The sequence below is a fragment of the Niveispirillum fermenti genome (assembly GCF_048066175.1).
Lineage (GTDB): Bacteria > Pseudomonadota > Alphaproteobacteria > Azospirillales > Azospirillaceae > Niveispirillum > Niveispirillum fermenti.
Genome location: NZ_JBLTXA010000001.1, coordinates 199,737 through 221,199 on the forward strand (window position 1 = coordinate 199,737; position 21,463 = coordinate 221,199).

The 21,463-nt window shown below is 66.1% G+C and carries 18 protein-coding genes; 11 read left to right on the forward strand and 7 right to left on the reverse strand.

Features of this window, described 5'->3' with window-relative positions; translation table 11 throughout:
* Positions 1–90: 90 nt before the first annotated feature.
* On the forward strand, positions 91–2,970 hold the full coding sequence (gene uvrA, locus ACM9LZ_RS00835; RefSeq protein WP_416617436.1) for an excinuclease ABC subunit UvrA: 2,880 nt from the start codon (positions 91–93) through the stop codon (positions 2,968–2,970).
* 60 nt (positions 2,971–3,030) lie between these two features.
* Here the strand turns inward: uvrA and ACM9LZ_RS00840 are convergent, their stop codons facing one another.
* Positions 3,031–3,204, reverse strand: a complete 174-nt coding sequence (locus ACM9LZ_RS00840) for a DUF4169 family protein (protein ID WP_416617437.1) — start codon at positions 3,202–3,204, stop codon at positions 3,031–3,033.
* Positions 3,205–3,284: 80 nt separating this feature from the next.
* Here ACM9LZ_RS00840 and ACM9LZ_RS00845 point away from each other — a divergent pair, with 80 nt between their 5' ends.
* The 6 genes from ACM9LZ_RS00845 to ACM9LZ_RS00870 all read left to right on the forward strand — a co-directional run bounded on the left by ACM9LZ_RS00845 (position 3,285) and on the right by ACM9LZ_RS00870 (position 11,810).
* Complete coding sequence (locus ACM9LZ_RS00845; protein ID WP_416617438.1) at positions 3,285–6,473, forward strand: AsmA family protein; 3,189 nt, start codon at positions 3,285–3,287, stop codon at positions 6,471–6,473.
* Between the two features lie 82 nt (positions 6,474–6,555).
* A complete protein-coding gene (locus ACM9LZ_RS00850; protein WP_416617439.1) occupies positions 6,556–7,338 on the forward strand; it encodes a 3-hydroxybutyrate dehydrogenase in 783 nt (260 codons plus the stop codon).
* 71 nt (positions 7,339–7,409) lie between these two features.
* Positions 7,410–8,447, forward strand: a complete 1,038-nt coding sequence (locus ACM9LZ_RS00855) for a patatin-like phospholipase family protein (protein ID WP_416617440.1) — start codon at positions 7,410–7,412, stop codon at positions 8,445–8,447.
* 146 nt (positions 8,448–8,593) lie between these two features.
* Positions 8,594–10,177, forward strand: coding sequence for a peptide MFS transporter (locus tag ACM9LZ_RS00860; protein ID WP_416617441.1), 1,584 nt, complete (start codon positions 8,594–8,596; stop codon positions 10,175–10,177).
* A 165-nt stretch (positions 10,178–10,342) separates the two neighbouring features.
* Positions 10,343–11,167 (forward strand): helix-turn-helix domain-containing protein, encoded by an 825-nt coding sequence (locus ACM9LZ_RS00865; RefSeq protein ID WP_416617442.1) that lies wholly within the window; start codon positions 10,343–10,345, stop codon positions 11,165–11,167.
* A 172-nt stretch (positions 11,168–11,339) separates the two neighbouring features.
* The gene (locus ACM9LZ_RS00870) at positions 11,340–11,810 is read left to right on the forward strand and encodes a hypothetical protein (RefSeq protein WP_416617443.1); all 471 of its coding nucleotides are present in this window, start codon (positions 11,340–11,342) and stop codon (positions 11,808–11,810) included.
* Positions 11,811–11,828: 18 nt separating this feature from the next.
* Here the strand turns inward: ACM9LZ_RS00870 and ACM9LZ_RS00875 are convergent, their stop codons facing one another.
* The 5 genes from ACM9LZ_RS00875 to ACM9LZ_RS00895 all read right to left on the reverse strand — a co-directional run bounded on the left by ACM9LZ_RS00875 (position 11,829) and on the right by ACM9LZ_RS00895 (position 16,748).
* Complete coding sequence (locus tag ACM9LZ_RS00875; protein WP_416617444.1) at positions 11,829–12,515, reverse strand: hypothetical protein; 687 nt, start codon at positions 12,513–12,515, stop codon at positions 11,829–11,831.
* A gap of 189 nt (positions 12,516–12,704) precedes the next feature.
* Positions 12,705–13,580 (reverse strand): DNA-3-methyladenine glycosylase family protein, encoded by an 876-nt coding sequence (locus tag ACM9LZ_RS00880; RefSeq protein WP_416617445.1) that lies wholly within the window; start codon positions 13,578–13,580, stop codon positions 12,705–12,707.
* Between the two features lie 2 nt (positions 13,581–13,582).
* Positions 13,583–14,263 (reverse strand): ABC transporter ATP-binding protein, encoded by a 681-nt coding sequence (locus tag ACM9LZ_RS00885; RefSeq protein ID WP_416617446.1) that lies wholly within the window; start codon positions 14,261–14,263, stop codon positions 13,583–13,585.
* A 3-nt stretch (positions 14,264–14,266) separates the two neighbouring features.
* Positions 14,267–15,517 carry a lipoprotein-releasing ABC transporter permease subunit gene (locus ACM9LZ_RS00890; protein WP_416617447.1) on the reverse strand — a complete coding sequence of 417 codons (1,251 nt, stop codon included), beginning with the start codon at positions 15,515–15,517 and terminating at the stop codon, positions 14,267–14,269.
* On the reverse strand, positions 15,510–16,748 hold the full coding sequence (locus ACM9LZ_RS00895) for a lipoprotein-releasing ABC transporter permease subunit (RefSeq protein ID WP_416617448.1): 1,239 nt from the start codon (positions 16,746–16,748) through the stop codon (positions 15,510–15,512). The genes ACM9LZ_RS00890 and ACM9LZ_RS00895 overlap by 8 nt, the downstream gene beginning before the upstream one ends.
* Before the next feature lie 218 nt (positions 16,749–16,966).
* Here ACM9LZ_RS00895 and ACM9LZ_RS00900 point away from each other — a divergent pair, with 218 nt between their 5' ends.
* From ACM9LZ_RS00900 to ACM9LZ_RS00910, 3 genes are read left to right on the forward strand one after another with little or no spacing between them, the layout of a single operon-like run.
* Positions 16,967–17,539, forward strand: a complete 573-nt coding sequence (locus tag ACM9LZ_RS00900) for a TetR/AcrR family transcriptional regulator (protein ID WP_416617449.1) — start codon at positions 16,967–16,969, stop codon at positions 17,537–17,539.
* Between the two features lie 12 nt (positions 17,540–17,551).
* Entirely contained in the window at positions 17,552–17,842 is a 291-nt protein-coding gene (locus ACM9LZ_RS00905; RefSeq protein WP_416617450.1) for a YciI family protein, read from the forward strand.
* Positions 17,843–17,853: 11 nt separating this feature from the next.
* A complete protein-coding gene (locus tag ACM9LZ_RS00910) occupies positions 17,854–18,459 on the forward strand; it encodes a DNA-3-methyladenine glycosylase I (protein ID WP_416617451.1) in 606 nt (201 codons plus the stop codon).
* A gap of 425 nt (positions 18,460–18,884) precedes the next feature.
* Here ACM9LZ_RS00910 and proS read toward each other — a convergent pair whose 3' ends face one another.
* Entirely contained in the window at positions 18,885–20,189 is a 1,305-nt protein-coding gene (gene proS, locus ACM9LZ_RS00915) for a proline--tRNA ligase (protein WP_416617452.1), read from the reverse strand.
* 165 nt (positions 20,190–20,354) lie between these two features.
* On the opposite strand from proS, the gene ACM9LZ_RS00920 reads away from it, so the two are divergent.
* On the forward strand, positions 20,355–21,443 hold the full coding sequence (locus ACM9LZ_RS00920; RefSeq protein WP_416617453.1) for a zinc-binding metallopeptidase family protein: 1,089 nt from the start codon (positions 20,355–20,357) through the stop codon (positions 21,441–21,443).
* Positions 21,444–21,463: the final 20 nt, after the last annotated feature.

The window sequence follows — 21,463 nt, forward strand, 5'->3', positions numbered from 1 at the left end:
TGGTGGCCTTGGCAATCACGCCGGGTTGCCTATCCTTAACCGCACCGCAGCATGGCAATGGCCCACGGGGCTGAAAGCGAAGAAGCAGCGATGAGCAAGTACATTTCCGTCCGTGGCGCCCGTGAGCATAATCTGAAGAATGTCGATGTGGATTTGCCGCGCGACAGCCTGGTGGTGATCACCGGCCTGTCCGGGTCCGGCAAATCCTCTCTGGCCTTCGACACGATCTATGCCGAAGGCCAGCGCCGCTATGTGGAAAGCCTGTCGGCCTATGCGCGCCAGTTCCTGGAACTGATGCAGAAGCCCGATGTGGACAGTATCGAGGGGCTGTCGCCCGCCATCTCCATCGAACAGAAGACCACCAGCCGCAATCCCCGTTCCACCGTGGGCACGGTGACGGAAATCTACGATTACATGCGCCTGCTGTTCGCGCGCATCGGCATTCCCTATTCGCCGGCCACCGGCCTGCCCATCGAAAGCCAGACGGTCAGCCAGATGGTTGACCGCACCCTGTCCATGCCGGAAGGCACACGGCTCTATCTGCTGGCCCCCATCGCGCGCGGCAAGAAGGGGGAATTCAAGAAGGAACTGGCGGAACTGCGCAAGCGCGGCTTTCAGCGCGTCAAGATCGACGGGGAAATGTACGAGATCGAGGATGCCCCCACCCTCGACAAGAAGCTGAAGCATGATATCGAGGTCGTGGTCGACCGGCTGAAGGTGCAGGCCGACCTTGGCAACCGGCTGGCCGATTCGATCGAGACGGGGCTGGACCTGTCCGACGGGCTGATCTTCGCGGAGGATGCGGACAGCGGGGAGCGCACGGTCTTTTCCGCGAAATTTGCCTGCCCCGTCAGTGGCTTCACGATTGAGGAGGTGGAACCGCGGCTGTTCAGCTTCAACAATCCGTTCGGGGCCTGCCCGGCCTGCGACGGTTTGGGCTCGAAGCATTATTTCGATCCTATGCTGGTCGTTCCCGACGAGCGGCTGAGCCTGAAGGAGGGCGCCATCGCGCCCTGGGCCAACTCGACCTCGCAATATTACCTGCAGACCCTGGAGAGCATCTGCGCCCATTTCGGCGCCGATATCCGCCTGCCCTGGGAAAAATTGCCCGACGAGGTGCGCCAGTGCGTCCTTTACGGGTCCGGCAAGGCACCGATCACCATGCGCTATGATGATGGCCTGCGTTCCTACGAGACAAAGAAGCCGTTCGAGGGGGTGGTCAACAACCTGCAGCGCCGCTGGAAGGAAACCGAGAGCGCCCTGGTGCGCGAGGAACTGTCCAAGTACCAGTCGGCGCAGCCCTGCGAGGCCTGCGAGGGCGCACGACTGAAGCCGGAAGCCCTGGCCGTCAGGGTCCGGGGGCTGAACATCGCGGATATCAGCCGCATGTCGATCCGGCAGGCGGCGGACTGGTTCGCCAACCTTGACCCCCACCTGACCCAGAAGCAGCGCGACATCGCCGTGCGCATCCTGAAGGAGATCAACGAGCGCCTGGGATTCCTCAACAATGTCGGGCTGGAATATCTGGCCCTGGACCGCGCGTCGGGCACGCTGTCGGGTGGCGAAAGCCAGCGCATCCGCCTGGCATCGCAGATCGGATCGGGCCTGACGGGCGTGCTTTATGTGCTGGACGAACCGTCGATCGGCCTGCACCAGCGCGACAATGACCGGCTGCTGTCCACTTTGAAGCGGCTGCGCGACATCGGCAATACCGTCGTCGTCGTCGAACATGACGAGGACGCCATACGCGAGGCCGATTATCTGGTCGACATGGGTCCGGGTGCCGGCGTGCATGGTGGGACCATCGTGGCGCAGGGTACACCGGCGGAGGTCATGGCTCATCCCAGCAGCCTGACCGCTCTCTACCTGTCCGACCGGCGGCGGATCGAGGTGCCGGCCGTGCGCCGCACGGGTCATCCGGGCCAGATCCTGGAGGTCACGGGCTGCCGCACCAATAACCTGCGCAACGTGTCGGCTCAGGTGCCGCTGGGCACCTTCACCTGTGTCACGGGCGTCTCGGGGGGTGGCAAGTCCACCCTGGTGATCGAGACACTATACAAGGCGCTGGCAAAGCGGCTGATGGGCGCCCGCGAGCATCCGGGCGATCACGACGCCATCCACGGGCTGGAGAATATCGACAAGGTCATCGATATCGACCAGTCACCGATCGGCCGGACCCCGCGGTCCAACCCCGCGACCTATACCGGCTGCTTCACCCCCATCCGCGACTGGTTCGCGGGCCTGCCGGAGGCGAAGGCGCGGGGCTATGGCCCCGGCCGCTTCAGCTTCAACGTCAAGGGTGGGCGGTGCGAAGCCTGTCAGGGCGACGGCGTCATCAAGATCGAGATGCATTTCCTGCCCGACGTCTATGTCACCTGCGATGTCTGCCATGGCAAGCGGTACAATCGCGAGACGCTGGAAGTCCTGTACAAGGGCAAGAGCATCGCCGAGGTGCTGGACATGACGGTGGAGGAAGGGGCGGAATTCTTCCGCGCCGTGCCGTCGATCCGCGACAAACTGGAGACACTGGACCGGGTGGGCCTGGGTTATATCAAGATCGGCCAGCCCGCCACGACCCTGTCGGGCGGCGAGGCGCAGCGCGTGAAGCTGGCCAAGGAACTGGCTCGCCGGTCCACGGGCCGCACCATCTATATCCTGGACGAACCCACGACGGGCCTGCATTTCGAGGATGTCCGCAAGCTGCTGGAAGTGCTGCACGCGCTGGTGGACCAGGGCAATACCGTGCTGGTGATCGAGCATAATCTGGAGGTCATCAAGACCGCCGACTGGATGATCGACATGGGTCCCGAAGGCGGCAACGGGGGCGGGGAGATCGTGGCGGCCGGCACACCGGAGCAGGTGGCGACATCCAGCCGCAGCCACACGGGCCATTACCTGGCCCCCTACCTGTTGCGAAAGACCGTCGCAGCCCCCCCGCCTGCACCCGCCCGCAAGCGCAAGGCAGGCTGACCGGGTTTGCGACAGCGTTCGGCAGGCGGGCTTCGGCCCGCCAACGGCCCCTGTCCGGTGTCAGTCCAGCTTTTGCCCATCCAGCCGGGTGCGGGCGGCGGCGGCCTCGGCTTGGCTTTTCTGCTTTTCCGCCTTTGTCCGGCCGAAACGGATACGGTTCTCGGCCGCCCGGCTCTCCCGCTCGGCCTTCGCCTTCGCTTTTCGGGCACGATTGAGATTCACGATTTCGGCCATATCAATACCTATCCTGCCAGCCACCGATCCCCTAGGTTAAGGCCCTGCGGCCAACCGATAGCAAGAGGAATGGAACGGGCGTGAAGCGGATTGCGGTCATTGCCGGTCTTTGCCTGGGCCTGCTGGTGCTGCTGGCCCTGGTCGGGCCGGCCCTGGTTCCCTGGAACGAGTTCCGGTCGCGGGTGGCCGATGGCCTGACGGAACTGACGGGCCGGCAGGTGGTCATCGATGGCGACCTGGATCTCAGCCTGTTGCCGGCCCCGACATTGCGGGCGGGATCGGTCCGCCTGCTGGATGACGGAGAGGTGCTGGCCAGCATCGGCAGCGTCGATATGCGGGTGAGGCCGCTGCCGCTGTTGCAGGGGCGGGTGCAGATCGAGCATCTGGTCCTGCGCAAGGCGGAAATGCGGGCCTTACTGCCGGGCGACGGACCAGCGCGCTGGCCGGTCGCCCCGGAAGCGCTGGGCGGGTCGGTGCAGGTGGAGGGATTGTCACTGAGCGACGGCTCCCTGGCATTGGAGCGGCCGGATGGCAGCATCACGCGGCTGACCGGGCTATCGGGCGAGATGGGGGCCGGCGGACCCGACGGGCCGTTTGAACTGATGGCCAATGGCGGTCTGGGTGGCATGCCGGTGCGGCTTGCCCTGAACGCCGCCCGCCGCACGGCCAATGGCGGGACCCCGGTACGCGCGCTGCTGACCCTGCCCGATGCCCGCACCGATCTGCGCTTCACGGGCATTCTGCCTGCCGGCGGCGTCCCCTGGAAGCTGGAGGGGGACATCGTCCTGCAGGGCGGCGGTGCCGCCCCCCTGCTGCGGCTGGCACGGCACCTCGCGGGGCAGGAGGTGGGGGAAGTCACCGATACCGGCCCGGCGCTGGCCCTACGCAGTCATCTGGCCATCACGCCAGAGGCCATCGGGCTGGACGGTATCGAGTTGCAATGGGGTGACAGCCGGGCTACGGGCAGCATCGACCTGCCCCGCATGGCGGCGGGCGAAGGGGCTGTCGTCCTGGCCTTCACGGCACTGGACCTGGACGGGCTGGCCGCCGATCTGCCGGACATGCGGCCCTGGTTGCCGGATACGCCGCTGACACTGGACCTGCTGGCCGACCAGGGACGCCTGAATGGCGAAATCCTGCGTGACCTGCGGCTGGTCGGCCGGTTGGAAGCAGGCGTGATGAACGATGCGGAGATGGCTGCCACCCTGCCCGGTGCCACAGCCCTGACCGTGAAGGGTAGCGTCGACCTCACCGGCAGCACACCGGTGGCGGATGTGTTGCTGGATACGCGCAGCGACAATCTGCGCGCCATCCTGACCTGGTCCGGTGTGCCGGTGGAGACGGTGCCGGCGGAACGGCTGCGCCAAGCCCGGCTGACCGGCCGGCTTGCCGGAAAGCCGCAGGATTTTGCCCTGACGGACATCGCCGGCAGCGTGGATACAACGGCATTCACGGGTGCCTTCACCCTGGCACGACGCGACCGGCTGGGTCTGGGCCTGCGCCTGACATTGGACCGGCTGGACCTGGATGCCTACCGCATGGCGGATGCACCACCGCCCTGGACAGGCCTGCGCACGGTGATGGAAGGCATGGACCTGACCCTGGAAGGCCGGGCCGACCTGCTGACGGTGGACAGGATACCCGTGGAGGGGCTGACGCTGGATGCCGGCTGGACGGGCAACGCCCTGTCGCTGCGGGCGCTGAATGCCGATGCCGTGGCGGGCATCAATGCACGGGCCAGCGGCTTCCTTTCGGGCAATCAGGGTGAAAGCTCGCATCTGACGCTGACGGCCAACGGGCCGTCCCTGGCACCGCTTCTGCGGGCCCTGGGCCGGCCAGACCCCGTACTGGCCGAACGGCTGGGCAGCGTGGCGGTGGAGGCGCGGCTGGTGGGCGACATGGTGCGCCTGGCCGCGGATATCCGTGCCGATGCGCTGGGGGGCAGTACTCATGTCGGCGGCACCATCACCGACCCGTTGGACAGGGAGGAGGCGGGTCCGGGCCTGGACCTCAAGGTGCGCAGCACCCTGCCGGAGACGGGGAACCTGCTGCGGCTGTTCTTCAGCGACTGGCGGCCGGCCGGCCCGGCCGGGCCGCTCGACATCTATGCATCCGTCGCCGGCCCCTTGGCCGGTCCGGTGACGATCGACGCCATTCAGGGCCGTTTCGCCGGACAGGAGGTGGCCGGGGCCTTGAACTGGAGCCGGTCCGCGGGCGAGGAGCCGCAGCCAGGCCGCCTGTCGGGGGAACTGGCCCTGGGGGCACTGGATGCCGACCTGCTGCTGCCGGGGCTGACCCGCGACGGCGCGGCCTGGAACCTGGACTGGACGCGCCGCATAAACGGCGAGATCATTTTCGCGGCAAGGCAACTGACGCTTGGCGGGGAAAAGCTGGAGCAGGTCCGCCTGCCGCTGACCGCAGGGGCGGGTCTGATCCGTCTGGAAGAAGCGACCGCGCAATGGCGGGGCGGGACCGTGAAGGCCGGCGGCGCCATCGAGCAAACCGCCGCCGACCCGGTCAACGCGGAGACGCAGACATCGCCGCTGGCCGGCAATCTGACGCTGGAGGTCGCAGGGGCGGACCTGCCGCCCTGGCTGAATGGAGAGAGCCTGGGCGTTGAGGGCGGCAAGCTTGATCTTTCATTTACAGGAACCGGAACCGGCCCCACGCCGCACGCCGTCACATCCTCCCTTTCCGGCAGTGGGCAGGCCACCCTGCACGGATCCACGGTGACCGGCATCGACCTGGCCGCCACCGGCAAGCGACTGGCCGAGGGGGGGGCCCGGGGACCGGCCAACCTGCGCGCCATTCTGCGCCGCGGTGGCCAGACGGGCTTCGACACGCTGTCCCTGTCCTTCGCGCTGGCCGACCGTATCGCAGCGATCAGCGGCATCGATGCCGCCGGACCGCAAGGCGCGTTGACCGGTGCCGGCCGCTGGTCCTGGCACGACCGCACCCTGGACCTGGCTTTGACCGCCAGGCCGGCCGACCCGAAAGCGGCGCCGTCCATGGGCATCCGGCTGGCCGGGCCCGATCAGGCGGCCGTGCGGACCCTGGACCTGGAGGCAGCCGATGCCTGGCTGGGCCGGCGGGAGGCGGAGCGGCGGGCGCGGGAAGCCGCGAAGGAGGCTGCCACGAAACCAGCCCCCGCAGCGCCCACGCCGGCCCCGAAACCCGCACCAAAGCCGGCAGCCCCCGCACCGCAACCGGCTCAGCCGCAAGATGACGCGGTGCAGGGAATCCTCGACCGGCTGAAACGCACCCCTTGATTTGAAAGTCGAATGGGTATTCATCTCCATGCATCCATCCGCAGGCCGGTCCAGCCGGAACGACAAGGGAGCGAGTAGCATCATGCTGAAGGATAAGGTCGCCATCATCACGGGCTCCACCAGCGGGATCGGGCTGGGTATCGCGCGCCGGCTGGCAGCGGCGGGCGCCCATGTCGTGCTGAACGGTTTCGGCGACAAGGCGGAGATCGAAACGGTCCGCACGGCCATCGAGGCGGATTACGGTGTCCAGGCGCTTTATTCCGCCGCCGACATGAGCAAGCCGGACCAGATCCGGGCCATGATCGACCTGGCGGTGGAGAAGCTGGGCGGGGTTGACATCCTGGTCAACAATGCGGGCATCCAGCACACGGCCCCCGTCACGGAGTTCCCCGCCGAACGCTGGGACAGCGTGATCGCCATCAACCTGTCCGCCGTTTTCCATGGCATCCAGGCCGCCCTGCCGCATATGCAGGCCAAGGGCTGGGGCCGCATCGTCAATATCGCGTCGGCCCATGGGCTGGTGGCCAGCGCCAACAAGGCCGCCTATGTCGCGGCCAAGCATGGTGTCGTCGGCCTGACCAAGGTCGTGGCGCTGGAGAATGCCGAAGGCGCCATCACCTGCAACGCCATCTGCCCCGGCTGGGTGCTGACCCCGCTGGTGCAGAAGCAGATCGATGCGCTGGCCGCGCGCGAAGGCATCAACGGCCAGGAGGCACAAGTGAAGCTGTTGTCGGAAAAGCAACCATCGAAGCAGTTCACGACGCCCGAGCAACTGGGTGACCTGACGGTCTTCCTGTGCAGTGATGCCGCGGCCAACATCAAGGGCGCGTCGCTGACCGTCGATGGCGGCTGGACGGCGCAGTAAAGCCCGACAGCTCCCCTGCCCCTCGCCTGCTTCGTCCTTGCATTTTCCCTTTTTCCAAGTGAAGTCCCGTCATGACCAAAGCAAAAGCCGCCCCCCGCCCCCGCATCGGCCTGGCGCTGCAGGGAGGGGGATCGCACGGGGCCTTCACCTGGGGCGTGCTGGACAGGCTGCTTGAACGCGACCGGCTGGATGTCGAGGCGATCAGCGGCACCTCCGCCGGCGCGCTGAACGGTGCCCTGCTATCCTATGGCTGGCTGACGGGGGGAGCCCAGGGGGCCCGGGACCTGTTGCACCGGTTCTGGCGCCGCGTGGCGAAGGCCAATGCCTTCGGGCCGATGTCGCCCTCCTTCCTCACCCAATTGACGGGCAACCCCAATGTGGAGGCCCATCCCGTCTATGCCGGGTTCGACCTGATGATCCGGATGATGTCGCCCTACCAGTTCAATCCGCTGGGCCTGAACCCGCTGGCCGATGTGCTGGAGGGGCTGATCGACTTCGGGAAACTGGCGGAAGCGGCGGAAATGCGGCTGTTCGTCAGTGCCACGAATGTCACGCAGGGCAAGATGCGCCTGTTCCAGGGCAAGGACCTGTCAGCCGATTGCCTGCTGGCCACCGCCTGTCTGCCGTTCCTGTTCCAGGCCGTGCGCATCGACGGGGAACATTACTGGGATGGCGGCTACATGGGCAATCCCGTGCTGGACCCGCTGATCAAGCAATGCCGCGTCGATGACATCGTCATTGTGCAGGTCACGCCCATCCACCGGCCGGAGGTGCCCCGAGCGCCGACCGCCATCGTCGACCGCATCAACGAGGTCAGCTTCAATTCCACCTTCCTTCGCGAATTGCGGTCGATCGAGCTGGTCAACCGTCTGCTGGCCAGGGGAGCCATGACGCCGGAGGCATCGGGGATGCGGCAGGTCCACCTGCACCGCATCCAGGCGGAAGACCGGATGGCCCATCTGGGTGTGTCCAGCAAGCTGAACGCGGATTGGGGCTTCCTGACGGACCTGTGCGAACTGGGGCGGGAGGCCGCCGACCGTTGGCTGGCCGGCGATGCGGCACAACTGGGCCAGCGCAGCACCTTCGAGACGGGAAGCCTTTTCGTGTGAGGTGCCGCCCCGCTCCTGCCCCATCTTGCGGAGACGGCCCGACCCGATCGCGGCCGACCCGGAAGCATCCCCTCGTGCCCTCTGTTTCAACCCTGGCAAACATGCTATAGGCCCGCACTTCAGCATCCAGACAAAACAAGGCTGCAATGGCTTGGATATCAAACGACCCTGAACGGGGGTTCTTCGGGCATCCGCGCGGGCTGGCGCCACTGTTCTTCGCGGAGATGTGGGAACGCTTCTCCTTTTATGGCATGCGCGCGCTTCTCACGCTCTATCTCGTCAAACATTTCATGTACAGCGATGAGCAGGCGAGCTTCATCTATGCCAGCTATGCCTCGCTGAACTATGCCATGCCGGTGATCGGCGGCCTGATCGCCGACCGTTACCTGGGCAATCGCAAGGCGGTGATGCTGGGCGCCATCCTGCTGGTCTGTGGCCATATCGGCATGGCCTTTGAAGGCGCACCGGCCCAGATCATCGACGGCGTGATCGTGCGGCAATCGCCATACGATCAGATCATGTTCCTCTCCCTGGCCTTCATCATTGTCGGCGTCGGCTTTCTGAAGTCGAACATCTCGACCATGGTCGGCAAGCTTTACGCCAACAAGGACGATCCCCGCCGCGATCCGGGTTATACCATCTTCTACATGGGCGTTAACCTGGGCTCCTTCATGTCCACGATCGCCTGCGGCTATCTGGGCGAAACCTATGGCTGGGCCTATGGTTTCGGGCTGGCCGGCCTTGGCATGGTGGCAGGGCTGATCGTGTTCGCCCGCGGCACGCAATGGTATCGCAATTCCGAACCACCCGACCCGGTGGCGCTGCGGGCCCGCACCCGCGCCGGCCTGTCGCTGGAATGGATCATCTATGCCGGGGCTGTGGCCGCGGTGTTCGTGAACTGGCAGCTTGTGCAGATGCATGCCGTCGTCGGCTCGCTGCTGCTGGCCATCGCCACGGTCGTGCTGCTGGGCATCCTGTGGTTCAGCCTGACCCAATGCACCAAGATCGAGCGGGATCGCATGGTCGTGGTGCTGGTGCTGACCGCGCTTTCCGTGGTGTTCTGGACACTCTTTGAACAGGCGGGAACCTCGCTGACGCTGTTCGCCGACCGCAATTCGGACCGGTCGCTGTTCGGCTTCATCATTCCGGCCTCCGTGGTCCAGGTCTTCAACCCGATGTTCATCGTGCTGCTGGCTCCCGTGTTCTCCTGGGGCTGGGTGAAGCTGGCGCAGAAGGGGCTGGAGCCTTCCACACCGTTGAAGTTCGCGCTGGCCATCATTCAGGTCGGCCTGGGCTTCGGTGCCCTGGTGGTCGGCGCCTCCCTGGCCGGGGAGGACGGGCAGACCGCGCTGTTCTGGCTGGCCCTGGCCTATCTGCTGCACACGACCGGCGAACTGTGCCTGTCGCCCGTGGGCCTGTCGATGATCAGCCGCCTGTCGGTGGCCCGCATCACCGCCATGGTCATGGGCGTCTGGTTCCTGGCCTCCTCCGGTGCGCATTTCCTGGCCGGCATCGTTGCCGCCATGGCCAGTACCAGCACGGAACCGGGGCGAGAGATGACGGCTGTGGAAAGCCTGCCGGTCTATACGGCGGTGTTCCATGACCTGTTCATCGGTGCGGCCGTCATCGGCGTGATCGTCGTCCTGATCAGCCCGTTCCTGAAGCGGCTGATGCATATGGATGCGGCCGACATGCATGTGACCAACGGCAAGCCGCCCAAGAAGGGCTGAGCCCCACGGGCTTGCCATCGCCATGGACCCGCCCGGATCGCTCCGGGCGGGTTTCTTCTTTTCGGGGGTCGGCCTGCAGCACCGTAATTACCTTCCAGGTAATCGACAGGCGACGGGGTCCATGGGACAAGAAGGCCTTCCCTTCCAGCACGCCCGGGCGCCCCCATGCTGCAAACCGCCACCCGCCGCCGCGTCAATAATGCCGAAGCCTTCGGCCCATTGCTGAAACGCTGGCGCCAGTCCCGTGGGGTCAGCCAGTTGGACCTCGCACTTTCCTGCAATACCAGTCAGCGGCACCTGTCCTTTCTGGAATCGGGCCGGTCGCGCCCGTCGCGTGGCATGGTGCTGCAACTGGCCGGGGCGCTTTCGGTGCCGCTGCGGCACCAGAACGCCCTGATGCTGGCCGCCGGCTTCGCGCCCGCGTGGGACAGCAGCCCGCTGGATGCGCCCGACATGGCCCCCGTGAAGGCTGCCATCACCCATATGCTGGACATGCAGTCCCCCTTCCCGGCCGCCGTCGTGGATCGCCATTACAACCTGATTCAGGCCAATGGCGGCGGGCAGCGCCTGCTGGGCTTTCTGGCCGGTCCCGCCATCGCGGCCATGGCCCAGACCAACCTTGCCCGCCTGCTGCTTTCCCCCGACATGCGGCCGGTGATGGAAAACTGGCAGGAGGCGGCAGCCTGGACGATACGCCGCCTGCGGGCGGAAGCGATGCTGGAAGACCCACTGGCCGGTGCGCAGGATGATCCGATGGCCGATATCCTGACCGATCCGCAATGGCTGGACCTGGCGCCCCCACTGACCGAGGGACCGCCGGACGCACCTGCCCTGTGCCTGCGGTTCAACAAGGACGGGGTAAGTCTGTCCTTGTTCTCCATCATCGCCATGGTCGGCACGCCGCTGGATGCGGGGCTGCAAAGCCTGCGGGTGGAATTGTTCTATCCCGCCGACGCCATGACGGAAGGGTGGTTCAGGGCGCAGGCATGATCTACCAATAGGTGTATTATTCCTATTGCCATTTCGACGATCATGCGCATGATCAAGGGCGGGCCGATCAGGGGACGGGGAAACGCCTTTGGACATGCACTTATCCAGGACCGGGAAACCCGATCAGGGTTCGGCAGCCGTCCCGCCAGGCTTCAGGACATATCCAGCGCGATTGCGGCGCCGTGCCCGGTACCTGACCTGGCCCCTGGTCCTTCTGTCGGCCGTATATGCAGGGGGGGCTGCGGCCCTGGCCGGGCCGGGCGATGTGACCGCGGTCAGCGCCGGGGCCCCTTCCTGGCGCCGCATCACCTTGGACCGCACACCGTCACCGACGGAAATGGTGGCGGTGCGGATCGCCATCGCGGCCGACAGTTTCCATCCCGGCCGGCATGTCATCGTGGATGTGCCCAGCGGCCCGGCCTTCGTCGCCCAGATCATGCGGGAGGCGGCGGCGGAGCCAGCCGACGGAACCCTATGGTTTGATGCCGCCATTCCCTTCCGGGCCTTCAACGATACCACCCCCAGCCTTTCCCTGCGCTTCCTGCTGGATGAGGGATGCAAGCCGGGGGAGGCGGTGCCGACGGATCGCGGTCCGCTTCTGGTCACGGCCGTGGATGCGCGTCTGGCACCCCTTGCGCCGTGAAAGCCGGATTACACCGGATCAGCCAACCACCTGCCAGGCGCCATCGGGCTGCATGCAGGCCGTGCCATAGGCATCTTCACGCCGACCGCCGATGATCACCTGCTGCTGGAATTCCCGGCAATAGGCACCCGCGGGCGTCCGCCCCTCGCGCAGGGGCGTGACGGACCCGCCATAGCCGCCATCGGACCAGATGACGGGCTGGCCGATGGGCGCCGTGGTGGCACGTATCTGTGCTTCCTCATGCGCACGCTGCTGCGTCTCGCTGAGCGCATTCAGCGCCAGCAGCGAAATGGCTGTCAGCCCCAGGAAGGCCAGAGCGTCATTGTCGCGGCGATAATGACCATAGCCGGAATACCAATGGCCATGCGGCCGCACCACCACGACATCATGATAGACACGGCGGCGGGCCGGCGGCACATCCCAGTGACGCACATGGTGGCCGCCACGATCGTACCAGCCGGGCGGCGGGCCATAGTAACGGTCATATCGCGGACCGTTGCGGGGGCCCTGGTCGTAGCGGGGGCCATGATCATGGCGGGGACCGCGATCATAACGGCCCCGGTCATACCGCTCCTGCCCGTGCTGACGGTCGCGGCCATAGCCGTTCCGATCCCGATCGCCCGGCCCCGCAACTGCCGGCGGTATCGCCACCGACAGGGACAGCAGGGCCGCCAACGCCAGGGAACCCAGTTTGTGCAATCGCATGATCGCCTCGCCTTAAAACCAGTGGCATCCCCGACAAGGGATGCGCAGACCATCACGATCAGGGCGGGAGGGGGCGGATTTATGGCAAAGGCGCGCATGGCTGACCCTTTCAGCCACCGGATTTCCGCATGGATAGGCATGAACCAGCAACAGGATCGCCGGGGGCCACTTTCCAGCCGGGGTCCGGCGTCAGGTCCAGCCGGCCCAGAGATGGGCCGTGGCAAGGCTGCGCCAGGGCGCGAAGGGCTGCATCAGGGCTGCCTGCTCCGCCGGGCCGGGACGCCGGTCCAACCCGTGGAAATTCTGCAATGCCAGGGCAAGACCGGCATCCCCCACGGGCGCGATATCGGGAAAGGCACAGGCCCGCAGCAGCACATAGGCCCGTGTCCAGGGCCCGATACCCTTGATCCCCGTCAGCGCGGCATCGGCCGATACCGCGTCGCCATCGGGCAACGCCTCATAATCCACACCGGCCCTGGCCGCATTGATCAGATAGGTGGCCTTGGCGCGGGAGAATTTCAGCCGGCCCAGCACTTCCGGGTCCAGCGCCGCAATGCCGGCCGGCGTGGGATGCGCCTTCATGCCCGATACATGGTCGATGCCGGCCAGATCGATCAGCGTGCGGCGCAACTGACCGGCGAAGCGCAGATTGACCTGCTGCCCCACGATGGCCCAGCACAGTGCCTCGAACACGCTGGCGGTCTGCGGCAGGCGCAGCCCCGTGCCGCACCGCGACAGCAACCGGGCCACCGCCGTATCGTCACGCCCCAGCGCCTCCAGCCCCGCAACGTCGATGGATACGCCCAGCATGCGGGCCGCCGCGGCGCGCAGGCGGGCCGCCTCCACCGTCGTCAGATCGGCGGGGTCGGCGGTCAGCACCGCACGACCTTCCCCCAGCGCGATCTCCAGGCGGATGGCGCGGCCGGCCGGGGCCAGCACCTTGGTGACGCACGCGCCCGCCACCCGTTCCGACAGCCCGTCCGGGTCACGCCCATGATAGGCCAGCACCCAATCGGCACGATATCCCGGCGGCAAGGGGATGTCGGGCAGCCAGACCGCCGCCATCGTCAATGCTCCACCAGCACGCCGTCACGCATTTCCACCACCCGGTCCATGCGCCGGGCCAGGTCGAGATTATGGGTTGCGACCAGCGCCCCCAGACCCTGCCCGCGCACCAGATCGGCGAACAGGGCGAACACCGTCTCGGCCGTCGCCGTATCCAGATTGCCCGTCGGCTCGTCCGCGATCAGCAGCCGGGGGCGGTTGGCCAGCGCGCGGGCAATGGCCACGCGCTGCTGTTCCCCGCCCGACAATTTGGCCGGACGGTGCCCGGCACGGGCCGACAGGCCGACAAGGCCTAGCAGTTCCTGTGCCCGCGTGCCGGCCTGGGCACGGGCCGCCCCGGCCAGCATCTGCGGGATGACGACATTCTCCAGTGCCGAGAATTCCGGCAGCAGATGGTGGAACTGGTAGACGAAGCCGATCCTGTCGCGCCGGATGGCCGTGCGCTCCTTGTCGGACAGGCCGTCGGCCTTGCAGCCCGCCACCTCGATGACACCACGATCGGCATGTTCCAACAGGCCGGCAATGTGCAGCAGCGTGGACTTGCCCGCCCCGCTGGGGCCGACCAGGGCCACCATCTCCCCCGCCCGGATGGCGGCGTTGACGCCGCGCAGCACATGCAGCGGGCTTTCCACCTGGGTGAAGCTGCGATGGATATCGGTCAGGCGCAGGACGATGTCATCCATTTCTCACTCGTATCGCAAGGCTTCGACGGGGTCCAGGCGGGCAGCCCGCCAGGCAGGGTAGAACGTGGCCAGAAGCGACAGCGCAACCGACGCCAGACCCACCTGGGCCACCTGCCACGGATCGGTGAAGGAAGGCAAGGAAGACAGGAAATAGATGTCCGAATTGAACGGATCGACGCCCGTGGCCGACCGGATGATCTGACGCAGCCCTTCCATATGCCCCGACAGGAGCAGACCCAGCGCCAGCCCTGCCGCCGTGCCGGCCATCCCGATCGACGCCCCCGACATCAGGAAGATGCGCAGGATGGTGCCACGCCCGGCCCCCATGGTGCGCAGGATGGCGATTTCCCGCCCCTTGTCCTGCACCATCATGATCATGCCGGAAATGATGTTGAAGGCGGCGACGACGACGATCATGCCCAGGATCAGGGTCACGACATTGCGTTGCGTCTCGATAAAGCCGAAGAAGGCACCGTTCACCTGCGCCCAGTCGCGGACATAGAGGCTGCCCGGCAATTGCCGGGCAATGTCGCCCAGCTTGGACCGGGCCAGCGTGGGGTCGGCCAGCGTGACCTCTATGGTGGAGACAGTGTCGTAGAGGTCATAGAAGGACTGGGCCGTCGGCAGGTCCATCAGCACCAGGGTGGCATCGAATTCCGAGACGCCCAGCGCCACGATACCCGCAACCGTGAAGGCGCGCGAACGCGGCGAACCGCCCTGCCCCTCGATATTGGGGGACAGGATGGTAACGCGGTCGCCCAGGGCGATCCCTGCCCGTTCGGCCATGCGGGCGCCGATGGCGATGCCGTCGCCCGACGCCAGTGAACCTTCCACCAGCGCATCGGCAAAGGCCGGGCGGGCCGCCATGTCCGATGCGCGCAAGGCCTTCACCAGCACCCCCCCGGCAAAGTCGCGGAAGGACAGCAGCCCCTGTGCATCCACGGTGGGCATGACCGACACGACGCCCGGCACCTGCTTCACCCCGTCCAGCAGCATGTCCGTGACGGGGAAGGTGCCACTGCCATCCATGGCCACGACATGGCCCTGGAAACCCAGCACGCGGGCCAGCAGGTCGCGCTGAAACCCGTTGAAGACCGACAGCGAGATGATCAGCGTCGCCACACCCAGCGCAATTCCCAGAAAGGAAAAGCCGGCAATGACGGAAATGAAGCCTTCCTGGCGCCGGGCACGCAGGTAACGGAAGGCGATCCAGCGTTCGACGATGCCGAACATGCGGGCTTTCCCCTCAGCCATGGCGCAGCGCCTCCACCGGGTCCATCGACGCCGCGCGGCGGGCGGGATACAGCGTCGCGCCGACCGACAGGAACAGGCCCAGGCTGACAACCAATGTCACCTCCCCCCAATCGATGATGGCCGGCAGCGTGGTCAGGAACAGCAGCATCTGCGAGCCGCCAATGCCGGGCACCTGGCCCAGCGCATGGCCGATGGCCTGGACATTGACCGTCAGCAGCAGCCCGACCCCGAAGCCCAGCAGCGTGCCGACGGCACCGATGGACGCGCCAGCCAGAAGGAAGATGCGGGAAATGCTGGCCCGCTCCGCCCCCATGGTGCGCAGGATGGCGATGCTGGCGGCCTTGCCGCGCACCAGCATGACCATGGAGGAAACGATATTGAAGCTGGCCACCAGTATGATCAGCGTCAGCACGATGAACATGGCCACCCGTTCCACGCCCAGCGCCGTCACCAGCCCCTGATTGGACTGCCGCCAGTCCGTGATCTTGAAGCCAGGGCCGGCCGCCTGTTCCAAGGTTCGGCGCATGCGGTCCACATCCATCGGGTCCAGCACGAACACGTCGATGGCGCTGATGCCCTCACCCGTGCGGAAAAAGGCCTGCGCGCTTTCCAGCGGCATGAACAGCAGGCTGCCATCCTGTTCGGGCATGCGCAGGTCCACCACCCCGTCCACGGGGAATTCCTTCTTGCGCAGCATGGTGCCGAAGGGGGTGGGCGTGCCCTTGGGGCTGATCAGCGTGACACCGCTGCCCGGCGCCACGCCCAGCGCGCGTGACAGGCCATAGCCCAGCACGGCCCCGTCCTCCCCCATGTCCAGCGTGCCGCGTACCAGGCTGCGGCCGACGACGGGCCTGTCCATCAGGTCGTCCGCGGAAAGGCCGCGCACCTTGACACCCACGGCGCGGCCATCGACCGTGGCCAGCGCCTGGCCTTCCACCACCGGCATCGTGCGCAGCACACCCGGCGCGGCGCGCAGCCGGTCCAGCAGCGGGCCGTAATCGTTGAGCACGCCGCTTTCGGCCGTGATGCCGGCATGGGCGCCCACGCCCTGGATGCGGGCCACCATCTCCGCCCGGAAGCCGTTCATCACCGACATGACGATGATCAGCGTCGCCACACCCAGCGCCACCCCGATGAAGGAGAAGCCGGCGATGACGGACACCGTCCCTTCCTGCCGCCGCGCCCGCAGGTAACGGAAGGCGACCATGCGCTCAAAGGGGCTGAAGATCATCACATCTCGGGCGAACAGGAAACGACGCAGGGGTTTAGCCTTGCTTATAGGCGGAAATGGGGCGGCGGCGGAAGGGTGGTCCGCGGCCTTTTCATGGCGGGGCCCCTCACAACCCCAGTCATAAAACAGGATGAACGCCGTCGCGATGAAAGCCGCTTGACGGCGTTAGGTCGATTGACCTAATTTTCATCCAGGTCAATCGCCTTGAACCTAATCCCATGCCGCCCACCCGCACCCAGATCGTGGAAGCCGCCGACGCGCTGTTCTATCAGCGCGGGTTCGACCACACGTCCCTGGCCGACATCGCGCAGGCCGTGGGGATCGCGCGGGGCAACCTGACCTACCATTTCAAGGCGAAGGACGAGATTCTGGCCGCCGTCATCGACCGGCGTCTGGCGGCCACACAGGCCATGCTGGACGGGTGGGAGGCCGCGGGGGACGGGCCGGCGGCGCGGATCACCGGCTTCATCCATATATTGATCACCAATCAGGCGAAGATCATGGCCCATGGCTGTCCCGTCGGCACCCTGTCGAACGAGCTTGCCAAGCTGGATCACGCCGCCTTGCCCGACGCGGCCCGCATCTTCACCCTGTTCCGCACCTGGCTGGCACGGCAGTTCACCCTCATGGGCCATGGGGAACGCGCGGACGAACTGGCGCTGCACCTGCTGGGCCGCAGCCAGGGGGTGGCGACGCTGGCCACCGCCTTCAGGGATGAAACCTTCGTCCGGCGGGAAGTGGCGGCGATGCGCGACTGGCTGGCAGCGCTTGCGACACCGACAAATCAATAAGGGGGGAACCACATGTTCATCATCTTCCTGCGCTTCACCGGGGACAAGGCGCGTGCGCCGCAATTCATGGAGGCGCACAATGCCTGGCTGCGGCAGGGCTTCGACGATGGCGTCTTCCTGCTGGCCGGCGGGCTGGAAGCCGGCCGGGGCGGGGCCATCCTGGCCCATGGCACCGATGCCCCCGCCATAATGGCCCGTGTTGCCACCGATCCCTTCGTGATCGAAGGGATCGTCAGCCCCGACATCCAGGCCATCACCCCCGGTCGCGTCGACGACCGGTTGAGCTTCCTGCGTGCCGCCTGACGGGTGCCGCCATGGACAAGACCCTGCCCGGCCCGGATGGCCGCCCCCGCTGCCGCTGGTGTGCGTCGGCGCCGGAATTTCCGCATTATCATGATACCGAATGGGGCTTCCCCGTCGCCGACGACCGGCGGCTGTTCGAGAAATTGTGCCTGGAGGGGTTTCAATCCGGCCTGTCCTGGCGCACCATCCTGGCCAAGCGGGAGAATTTCCGCGTGGCCTTCCATGGATTTGATATCGATGCCGTTGCGGCCTTCGGCCCTGGCGATGTCGAACGGCTTCTGGCCGATGCCGGCATCGTCCGCCATCGCGGCAAGATCGAGGCTGCCATCAACAATGCAAGGCGGGCGCAGGAACTGATCGCCGCAGAAGGGTCGCTGGCTGCGTATTTCTGGCGCCATGAGCCGCCGCCGGGGGAACACGGGCGCCCCCAATCGGCCTCCACTTCTGCCACATCGGTGAAACTGTCCAAGGATCTGCTGAAACGCGGCTGGAAATTCGTCGGCCCCACGACACTCTTCGCCTTCATGCAGGCGATGGGCCTGATCAACGACCATGCCGAGGGCTGTGTGATCCGGGAGGAGGCGGCGAAGGCACGGGAAGGGTTCAGGCGCACGTAATGTACCGCGCCCCTCGGAAGATCCCGATAGAGACCTCATATTTTCCTTTATTTTCAGATACTTAAACAAGAGATTTCGGGGATTCCCTGGTTGTTTGGGTATACCAGCGGCCCAGAACCTTGACCGATGGTCAAGGTTTTCGGCACCTCAAGCGCCGGCGCCCACATGCCAACGGCTCGGGCACGCGCCACGTGGCGCGCGGCGGCAGTCGCCGCGGGTACGAAGGGCCAAATATTTCGACCGTCCGTATAAAAGGGGCGGCCCCATGAGCCGCCCCTCCCCTCATCCAAACAAATGACGCAAGTTGGTCCGGCGGCGACTGCCACAGCACCGCTCGTGCGGCGTCGCCCGCGCCAACGAATGTTGGCGCCGGCAATTGAGGGCGGTGACCAGCACCAATAGGTGCTGGTCACCGCAAAATAGTATTATGCCGTCACCTTGGCCAGTGCCTCTTCCAGAGGCAGTTCCAGTTTCTCGCCCGATGCACGGCGTTTCAGTTCCACCGTACCGGCCTTCAGGCCGCGGGGGCCGATGGTGATCTGCCAGGGAATGCCGATCAGGTCCATGTCGGCGAACTTGGCGCCCGGCCGCTCGCTGCGGTCATCATAGATCACCTCCACCCCTGCGGCCTGCAGGCGGGCATAGAGATCGTCGCAGGTGGTGCGGCAGGCCGCGTCATCGGCCTTCAGATTAATCAGCGCCACCTTGAACGGCGCCACCTGATCCGGCCAGATGATGCCGGCATCATCATGGCTGGCCTCGATCAATGCCGCCACCACGCGCGACACGCCGATGCCGTAGGACCCCATCTCCACCGTCACCGGCTGCCCGTCGGGTCCGGTCACGACCGCGCCCATGGGGGCGGAGTATTTGGTGCCGAAATAGAAGATGTGCCCCACCTCGATCCCGCGCGCGGTGACCAGATCGGCCGGCGCCTTTTCCGCGTCGTGCATTTCCTCCGTCGCGGCATAGATGCTGGTATATTTGGCGAAGAAATCCTTCAGGTCGCCATTGGCATCCGGATTGTCGGCCAGAACGTCCATGTCCAGCCAGGCCTTGTCACAGAACACCTGGCTTTCGCCGGTATCGGCCAGAATGATGAACTCATGGCTCAGATCGCCGCCGATCGGGCCGGTGTCGGCGCGCATCGGGATGGCCTTGATGCCCATGCGGGCGAAGGTGCGCAGATAGGCCAGGAACATCCGGCGGTAGGACAGCCGGGCCCCTTCGGCATCCAGATCGAAGGAATAATTATCCTTCATCAGGAATTCACGGCCGCGCATGATGCCGAAACGGGGCCGGACCTCGTCCCGGAACTTCCACTGGATATGGTAGAGGTTCTTGGGCAGGTCCTTGTAGGACTTCACGAAGGTCTTGAAGATGTCGGTGATCATCTCCTCGTTCGTGGGGCCGAACAGCATCTCGCGGTCATGGCGGTCGGTGATGCGCAGCATCTCCTTGCCGTAGGCCTCATACCGGCCCGACTGCTTCCACAGGTCGGCCGACTGGATGGTCGGCATCAGCAGTTCCTGGGCGCCGGCCCGGTCCTGTTCCTCCCGCACGATCTGCGACACCTTCTGCAGGACCTTCCAGCCCAGCGGCAGCCAGGCATAGATACCGGCCGATGTCTGGCGGATCATGCCGGCCCGCAGCATCAGGCGATGGCTGACGATCTGCGCCTCCGACGGGGTTTCCTTGAGGGTGGGCAGGAAGTAGGTGGACATGCGCATGGGAGGAAAACTCGCAAATCAGGAGAAATGACGATCGTGCCGGACTTTATGGGCTGACGCGGCCGGCGGCAAGGTGGGAGAATGGTTGACCGGCGTGCGCCACGCCGGAACCGGAAAGGCCGCCACCGCGTTGCCGTCCGGACGCCGGTTCCCCAGAGGCCCCCCATGAAGCTGTTCCAGTGCCAATGCTGCACCCAGGTCCTTCATTTCGAGAATACGGCCTGCCTGCGCTGTGGCCGGACGGTAGGCTATCTGCCTGGAACGGACGCCATGGCGGCGGTGGAAGCCGACGGCCCGGTATGGCGCGTGCTGCCAACGGGCGGGCAAGCGGGGGACACGCAACGTTGGCGATTCTGCCGCAATTGGGAATTGAGCGCCTGCAACTGGATGGTGGCGGTGGGCGATGGGGACGATCCCGAAGCGCCCGTCTTCTGCCGGGCCTGTCAGCATAACCGCACCGTGCCCGACCTGTCGGACCCGGCCCATCATGCGCTGTGGCAGAAGATGGAGGCGGCGAAACGACGGCTGATCTACACGATCATGCGTCTGGGCCTGCCCCACCCCAGCCCGGACGACGCCCATCCGGAGCCGCTGGCTTTCGACTTCCTGGCCGACGATCCGGAAGCGGAGGAACGGGTGATGACCGGCCATGCCGACGGCGTCGTCACCATCGCCCTCAAAGAGGCGGACGACGCCACGCGCGAGAAGATGCGCGCCGACATGGGCGAGGCCTATCGCACCCTGCTGGGCCATTTCCGGCACGAGGTAGGGCATTATTATTGGGATATCCTGGTCCGCGACGGCGGCAAGCTGGAGGATTTCCGCGCCATGTTCGGCGACGAGCGGACCGATTATGGCGAGGCACTGGAACAGCATTACAAGGAAGGTGCCCCCGCCGGCTGGCAGGAGAACCATGTTTCGGCCTATGCCACCATGCACCCATGGGAGGATTGGGCGGAGACCTGGGCGCATTACCTGCACATGGTGGACACGCTGGAAACCGCCGCGGCCCTGGGCATGCGGCTGGAACCGGATGCGGATGAGGAGGGCGAGCTTTCCGCCACGGTCGATTTTGATCCCTACCGCGTGCGCCGCGCCGCCCGCCTGATCTCCGCCTGGGTGCCGCTGACCGTGGCACTGAACACCCTGAACCGGTCAATGGGCCAGGCCGATCTCTATCCCTTCGTCCTGACCGAGCCGGTGCAGCGCAAGCTGGGCTTCGTGCATGATCTGGTGGTGGAGGGACGGAGGTAAAGTCGCCCGGCACCTTGCGC

What these genes read in the sequence shown, in the direction of transcription:
- ACM9LZ_RS00855 (WP_416617440.1), top strand. Translation starts at nt 7,410, where the DNA reads ATGACCAAAGCAAAAGCCGCCCCCCGCCCCCGCATCGGCCTGGCGCTG.
- uvrA (WP_416617436.1), top strand. Translation starts at nt 91, where the DNA reads ATGAGCAAGTACATTTCCGTCCGTGGCGCCCGTGAGCATAATCTGAAG.
- ACM9LZ_RS00920 (WP_416617453.1), top strand. Translation starts at nt 20,355, where the DNA reads ATGAAGCTGTTCCAGTGCCAATGCTGCACCCAGGTCCTTCATTTCGAG.
- ACM9LZ_RS00905 (WP_416617450.1), top strand. Translation starts at nt 17,552, where the DNA reads ATGTTCATCATCTTCCTGCGCTTCACCGGGGACAAGGCGCGTGCGCCG.
- ACM9LZ_RS00895 (WP_416617448.1), bottom strand. Translation starts at nt 16,748, where the DNA reads ATGATCTTCAGCCCCTTTGAGCGCATGGTCGCCTTCCGTTACCTGCGG.
- ACM9LZ_RS00840 (WP_416617437.1), bottom strand. Translation starts at nt 3,204, where the DNA reads ATGGCCGAAATCGTGAATCTCAATCGTGCCCGAAAAGCGAAGGCGAAG.
- ACM9LZ_RS00900 (WP_416617449.1), top strand. Translation starts at nt 16,967, where the DNA reads ATGCCGCCCACCCGCACCCAGATCGTGGAAGCCGCCGACGCGCTGTTC.
- ACM9LZ_RS00860 (WP_416617441.1), top strand. Translation starts at nt 8,594, where the DNA reads ATGGCTTGGATATCAAACGACCCTGAACGGGGGTTCTTCGGGCATCCG.
- ACM9LZ_RS00850 (WP_416617439.1), top strand. Translation starts at nt 6,556, where the DNA reads ATGCTGAAGGATAAGGTCGCCATCATCACGGGCTCCACCAGCGGGATC.
- ACM9LZ_RS00880 (WP_416617445.1), bottom strand. Translation starts at nt 13,580, where the DNA reads ATGGCGGCGGTCTGGCTGCCCGACATCCCCTTGCCGCCGGGATATCGT.
- ACM9LZ_RS00885 (WP_416617446.1), bottom strand. Translation starts at nt 14,263, where the DNA reads ATGGATGACATCGTCCTGCGCCTGACCGATATCCATCGCAGCTTCACC.
- ACM9LZ_RS00865 (WP_416617442.1), top strand. Translation starts at nt 10,343, where the DNA reads ATGCTGCAAACCGCCACCCGCCGCCGCGTCAATAATGCCGAAGCCTTC.
- proS (WP_416617452.1), bottom strand. Translation starts at nt 20,189, where the DNA reads ATGCGCATGTCCACCTACTTCCTGCCCACCCTCAAGGAAACCCCGTCG.
- ACM9LZ_RS00875 (WP_416617444.1), bottom strand. Translation starts at nt 12,515, where the DNA reads ATGCGATTGCACAAACTGGGTTCCCTGGCGTTGGCGGCCCTGCTGTCC.
- ACM9LZ_RS00890 (WP_416617447.1), bottom strand. Translation starts at nt 15,517, where the DNA reads ATGGCTGAGGGGAAAGCCCGCATGTTCGGCATCGTCGAACGCTGGATC.
- ACM9LZ_RS00910 (WP_416617451.1), top strand. Translation starts at nt 17,854, where the DNA reads ATGGACAAGACCCTGCCCGGCCCGGATGGCCGCCCCCGCTGCCGCTGG.